A 4515-nucleotide genomic window follows, 5' to 3' on the forward strand; every position below is an offset into this window, starting at 1 on the left:
CACCAGCCAGGAGGAGATCATCTCCGCCATCACAGGTGCCACCGACAACGCCGTGACCCGGCGCAAGGCTCGCGGACAGGAGGGACAGCAGTGACCGACGATCCCACCGGCGGGCCCGGCCAGGAGCCCGGACGCGAGCCCGGACGGGTCCCGCTGCCCGAGGACAGCATGCCGAAGGGCGGCGTCAACGCCCCGGTCGACGTCGCGGCCGCCGCCACCCCGGCGGTGGACCCGCGCCTGATCGTCCGCCAGCAGGGCCTGAAGGGCTACGTCCAGGAGTTCCGCCGCCGCGTCAGCAGCGGCGAACTCGGGTCACTGCCCGTCATCGTCGCCCTCATCGTGATCTGGGTGGTCTTCGGCAGTCTGAACTCCAGCTTCCTGTCCGCCCAGAACCTCTCCAACCTCTCCCAGCAGATCGTCGGCACGGGCATGATCGCCCTCGGCGTCGTCTTCGTGCTGCTGCTAGGCGAGATCGACCTCTCCGTCGGCTCGGTGTCCGGCCTGTGTGCCGCGATCTACGCCGTCATGAGCGTCACCCACGGCGTCAACCAATGGGTCGCCCTGGTGTGCGCGCTCGTGGGCGGCGCGGTGGTCGGCCTGATCCAGGGCGTCTTCTTCGCCAAGATCGGAGTGCCGGCGTTCGTCGTCACCCTGGCCGGCAACCTCTTCTGGAACGGCCTCATGCTGCAGATCCTCGGCAGCCAGGGCACCATCAACCTCCCCGGCGACGACATCGTCTCCAAGCTGTACACCACCATCTACGGCGCGCAGATCGCGGCGTACGGTACGGCCGCGGTCGGCGTCGTGCTCTTCCTCGCCTCACAGCTCCTCGACGCGAGACGCCGACAGGCTGCCGGGGTGCCCTTCCGGGCGCCCCTGGACATCGCCGTGCGCACGATCCTCCTCACCATCGTGGCGTTCCTGGCGGCGTACACCCTGAACCAGTACAAGGGCCTCCCGCTCGCGCTGCTGATCTTCCTGATCTTCATCGTGGTACTGGACTTCGTGCTCCGCCGCACGACCTACGGGCGGCAGATCTTCGCACTCGGCGGCAACATCGAGGGCGCCCGGCGCGCCGGCATCAACGTGTCGTGGACCCGGATCTCGGTCTTCATGATCACCTCGACGATGGCCGCGGTCGGCGGTCTGTTCCTGGCCGCGCAGATCCAGTCGGCCAGCCAGACCTCCGGCAGCGGCAACCTGCTGATGAACTCGATCGCCGCGGCGGTCATCGGCGGCACCAGCCTCTTCGGCGGCCGGGGCTCGACCTGGTCGGCCCTGCTCGGTGCCCTGGTCATCGGCTCGATCCTGTCCGGCATGAACATCCAGGGCCTCAGCAACGCCCTGCAGTTCATGATCACCGGCGCGGTGCTGCTGGCCGCGGTCGTCATCGACTCGCTGGCCCGCCGCACCCAGCGGGCGGCCGGCCGGGCCTGACGCCGGGCGGCCTCACGGCCCCTCCCACCGTGTCCACCGGCGGACGCGGCGGGGAGGGGCCGTTCGCGTGCCGGGTCAGGACGGCCGTGCTGCGGCGGCCGTGGAGGTCCCGGCGGCCGTGGTGGTCGCGGCGGCGTCGGAGGTGCCGGGGTGCTCGGCGGCGTCGAGGTGCTTGTAGAAGAAGGTGCTCGGGCGGAGCGTGCCGGCGGGATCGGCCGCGTAGCCGGGGACGGTGCCGAGGGCCGTCCAGCCGGACGAGCGGTAGAGCAGTTCGGCGTCGCTGTCGGTCTCGGTGTCGAGCAGCAGCAGGGTACGGCCGCGCTCGGCGGCGGCCCGCTCGGCGAGCGCCAGCAGGGTGCGGCCGAGCCCGCGGCGGCGGGCGGTGCTGTGCACCAGCAGCTTGCCGATCTCGGCTCGGTGGGCGCCGTTCGGGTACTGCTCCAGGGCGAGGCTGACCGTACCCAGCGGGGCGCCGGCCGGGCCGGCCGTCCACACCGACAGGGCGCCGGCGGCGACCGCGTCGGCCCGGGCACGCCACCACGCCGTCGCGGCCTCATCGGTCAGATCGGCCGGGAAGCCGACCGAGGCGCCGGCGCGGACGGCGTCGATCAGCAGCCCCGCCAGGGCGGGGGCGGCGGCGTCCAGGGCCTCCGCGGTGAGGAGCTCGGTGCTGTCGTGACCGGCGCTGTGGTGATCGGTGCTCCTGTGATCGGTGGGCTTGTGATCGGTGGTCGGTGGCACGGGTTCCTCCGGTCGGGGGCGGGCGGTCAGGGGAGGACGAGGGCCAGCACGTAGCGGGCCGGGTCCGGGCCCGGGCTGTGGAAGGCGGTGCGGCCCCAGAGCCGGAAGCGCAGGCAGTCCCCGGCCGCGAGGTGGTGCGTCCGCTCCTGGACGGTGAGGTCGAGCCGGCCGGAGAGCAGCCAGAGGTGCTGCTCCAGGCCCGGCACCGACGGGCCGTCGTAGTCGACCGAGGCGCCGACCGGCAGGGTGCCCTCGACCAGCTCGCCGCGCAGGCCGGCCAGCGGCGGCGACACCGAGCGACGGACGAAGCCGGAGGCCGGATCCGTCCAGACCGGCTGCTCGGCCGCCCGGACCAGGCCGCTGCCGTTCTCCTCGACCTCGGCGAGCAGCTGCGACATGGTGCGCCCGTACGCCCGGCAGAGCCGGCCGAGGAGTGCCGCGGTCGGGCTGATCTCGGCCCGCTCCAGCCGGGAGAGGGTGGAGCGGCTGACGTCGGCGCGCAGCGCGAGGTCGTCCAGCGACCAGCCGTGAGCGGTGCGGAGCTCGGCGAGGCGGGCCGCGAGCCGGAGGTCCAGCGGATCGTCGGATCTCATATCCGGGACCTTATCCCATATCTGGGAGCATCCTCCAGCTCGGGCCGCTCGGGCGGCGCCGACCTATCGTTGAGGGGCGTGCCTTCGGGACGAGGAGCGAGCGATGGAACCGGACAGCGGGCAGTTGACCGTCGCGGTGCGGCGTTCCGCGCATGCCGTGGTCGTCCGCCCCGAGGGCGAACTCGACCGGGACGGCGAGGCGCCGCTGCGCGACGCCCTGGAGAAGGCCGTCGCCGCCGCGCCCGGACTCCTCGTGGTGGACTGCGCCGGACTCACCTTCTGCGACTCGGCCGGCCTCGACCTGATCCTCGGCGCGCGGGAGGTGGTCGAGACGGCCGGCGGCGCCCTGGTGCTCGCCGAACCCGGCGCCGCGCTCTCCGGGCTGCTGGAGATCGCCGGCGCGGAGGAGGTGCTGCGGGTCTACGGCACGCTCGCCGAGGCCCTCGCCGCCGGCGAGCACTGAGCGCCTCCCCGGCGGATCGAGCGGGCGGGGCGGCGCTAGGCTCGTGCCGTGAGTGACGACATGTCGGCGGAGCCCGGGCCGGCCGCCGTGCCGCGCTTCGAGCGCGGTACGGACGGACCCAAGGTGATCGTCGCCGGTGCGGACGGATCCGACGCCTCCTGGCGCGCGGTCGCCTACGCGGCCGGTCTCGCACGGCGGCAGAACGCCCTGCTCGCGGTGGTCTTCGTCCAACCCGTGCTCGGTGCGGCCGCCGCGCTCGGCCTGCCCGTCGCCGAGGCCACCGCCGCCGTCGCGGAGCACCTCCTCGGCGAGATCCGGCTGGGGGTCGAGCGGCTGCGCGGCATCCACGAGATGCGCTGGCAGTTCGTCACCTTCCCCGGGGACCCGTACTCCGGGCTGGTGCGGGCCGCCGACGAACTCAAGGCGGACGCGGTGGTGGTGGGCGCCTCCGAGCAGGCCGGGCACCGGATCATCGGCTCGGTGGCCGTCCGCCTGGTGAAGGCCGGCCGCTGGCCGGTCACCGTGGTGCCGTAGAGCGGGTCTTGGTGGGGAGCACCGCAAGGGGCGGGGGGTGCTGCGCAGTCCGGGAGTGGCGCTCCTGGCGAATCCGGTGCTCCCCCGGTCCGGACGGTGGCTCGCATCCGAATCGCGCAGTTCCGCCCCCAGTCTTCGGCCGGGAGGTGCCCCCGGCGCCCCTGATGGTGCGCCCGTCCGGTGCGCTTGCCTAGGCGTTGCGGCGGACCTTGAGGGCCCAGAGGACGAGTGGGACCTGGAGGGGGAGGCGGGCCGCTGCGGCCTCGCGCCAGGGTGAGGGGCGGTGGCGCCAGTCGTACGCCATCTTGACGTTGGCCGGGAAGACGGCCGCGAACAGGCCCGCCGCGGCCAGGGCCCCGGCGGCGCGGGTGCGCGGGGCCAGGACGGCCGCGCCGACCGTGAGTTCGGCCACGCCGCTGGCGTAGGTCCAGGCGCGGGGCGAGCCCGGCAGGGAGCGGGGGACGATCGCGTCGAACTGCCGCGGGGCCGCGAAGTGCGCCACCCCGGCGCCGACCAGCAGACCGCCGAGGGCGCGCGCGGAGAGGGATCGGACGGGCATGCGCGGGACCTCCGGCGAGCGGGAGACTGTTGTTACCCGACAGTAGCGTCCGGGGGCCGAAGCCGGAAGACGCGCCGGGCCGGAACGTCGGCCGCGCCCGCCCGCCCCGCCCTGGCAGACTGCGGCCGTGGAGCTCCTCCTGGTGTCCGACACCCACGTGCCCGCCCGCGCCCGCGGCCTGCCCGGCG

At 74.2% G+C, this 4515-nt stretch carries 6 protein-coding genes and 1 pseudogene; 4 read left to right on the top strand and 3 right to left on the bottom strand.

What is annotated here, in order from left to right:
- Positions 1-94: pseudogene (locus tag ABZ641_RS26705) on the top strand (sugar ABC transporter ATP-binding protein); the annotation flags it as partial.
- 74 nt (positions 95-168) lie between these two features.
- Complete coding sequence (locus ABZ641_RS26710) at positions 169-1437, top strand: sugar ABC transporter permease (RefSeq protein WP_344624330.1); 1269 nt, start codon at positions 169-171, stop codon at positions 1435-1437.
- A 75-nt stretch (positions 1438-1512) separates the two neighbouring features.
- Here the strand turns inward: ABZ641_RS26710 and ABZ641_RS26715 are convergent, their stop codons facing one another.
- A complete protein-coding gene (locus tag ABZ641_RS26715) occupies positions 1513-2178 on the bottom strand; it encodes a GNAT family N-acetyltransferase (RefSeq protein WP_359985646.1) in 666 nt (221 codons plus the stop codon).
- A 26-nt stretch (positions 2179-2204) separates the two neighbouring features.
- Positions 2205-2771, bottom strand: a complete 567-nt coding sequence (locus ABZ641_RS26720) for an XRE family transcriptional regulator (RefSeq protein WP_344624269.1) — start codon at positions 2769-2771, stop codon at positions 2205-2207.
- A 103-nt stretch (positions 2772-2874) separates the two neighbouring features.
- Between ABZ641_RS26720 and ABZ641_RS26725 the strand changes: the two genes are divergently transcribed.
- Positions 2875-3234, top strand: coding sequence for an STAS domain-containing protein (locus ABZ641_RS26725; protein ID WP_344624268.1), 360 nt, complete (start codon positions 2875-2877; stop codon positions 3232-3234).
- A 60-nt stretch (positions 3235-3294) separates the two neighbouring features.
- The gene (locus tag ABZ641_RS26730; protein ID WP_359985653.1) at positions 3295-3768 is read left to right on the top strand and encodes a universal stress protein; all 474 of its coding nucleotides are present in this window, start codon (positions 3295-3297) and stop codon (positions 3766-3768) included.
- Between the two features lie 190 nt (positions 3769-3958).
- Here ABZ641_RS26730 and ABZ641_RS26735 read toward each other — a convergent pair whose 3' ends face one another.
- Positions 3959-4327, bottom strand: coding sequence for a MauE/DoxX family redox-associated membrane protein (locus ABZ641_RS26735; RefSeq protein WP_359985651.1), 369 nt, complete (start codon positions 4325-4327; stop codon positions 3959-3961).
- Positions 4328-4515 lie beyond the last annotated feature (188 nt).

The sequence above is a fragment of the Kitasatospora sp. NPDC007106 genome (assembly GCF_040634455.1).
Taxonomy (GTDB): Bacteria; Actinomycetota; Actinomycetes; order Streptomycetales; family Streptomycetaceae; genus Kitasatospora; species Kitasatospora arboriphila.

Excerpts from the sequence above, each read along its gene's own strand:
- ABZ641_RS26735 (WP_359985651.1), bottom strand. The coding sequence starts at position 4,327 with ATGCCCGTCCGATCCCTCTCCGCGCGCGCCCTCGGCGGTCTGCTGGTC.
- ABZ641_RS26720 (WP_344624269.1), bottom strand. The coding sequence starts at position 2,771 with ATGAGATCCGACGATCCGCTGGACCTCCGGCTCGCGGCCCGCCTCGCC.
- ABZ641_RS26730 (WP_359985653.1), top strand. The coding sequence starts at position 3,295 with ATGTCGGCGGAGCCCGGGCCGGCCGCCGTGCCGCGCTTCGAGCGCGGT.
- ABZ641_RS26710 (WP_344624330.1), top strand. The coding sequence starts at position 169 with ATGCCGAAGGGCGGCGTCAACGCCCCGGTCGACGTCGCGGCCGCCGCC.
- ABZ641_RS26725 (WP_344624268.1), top strand. The coding sequence starts at position 2,875 with ATGGAACCGGACAGCGGGCAGTTGACCGTCGCGGTGCGGCGTTCCGCG.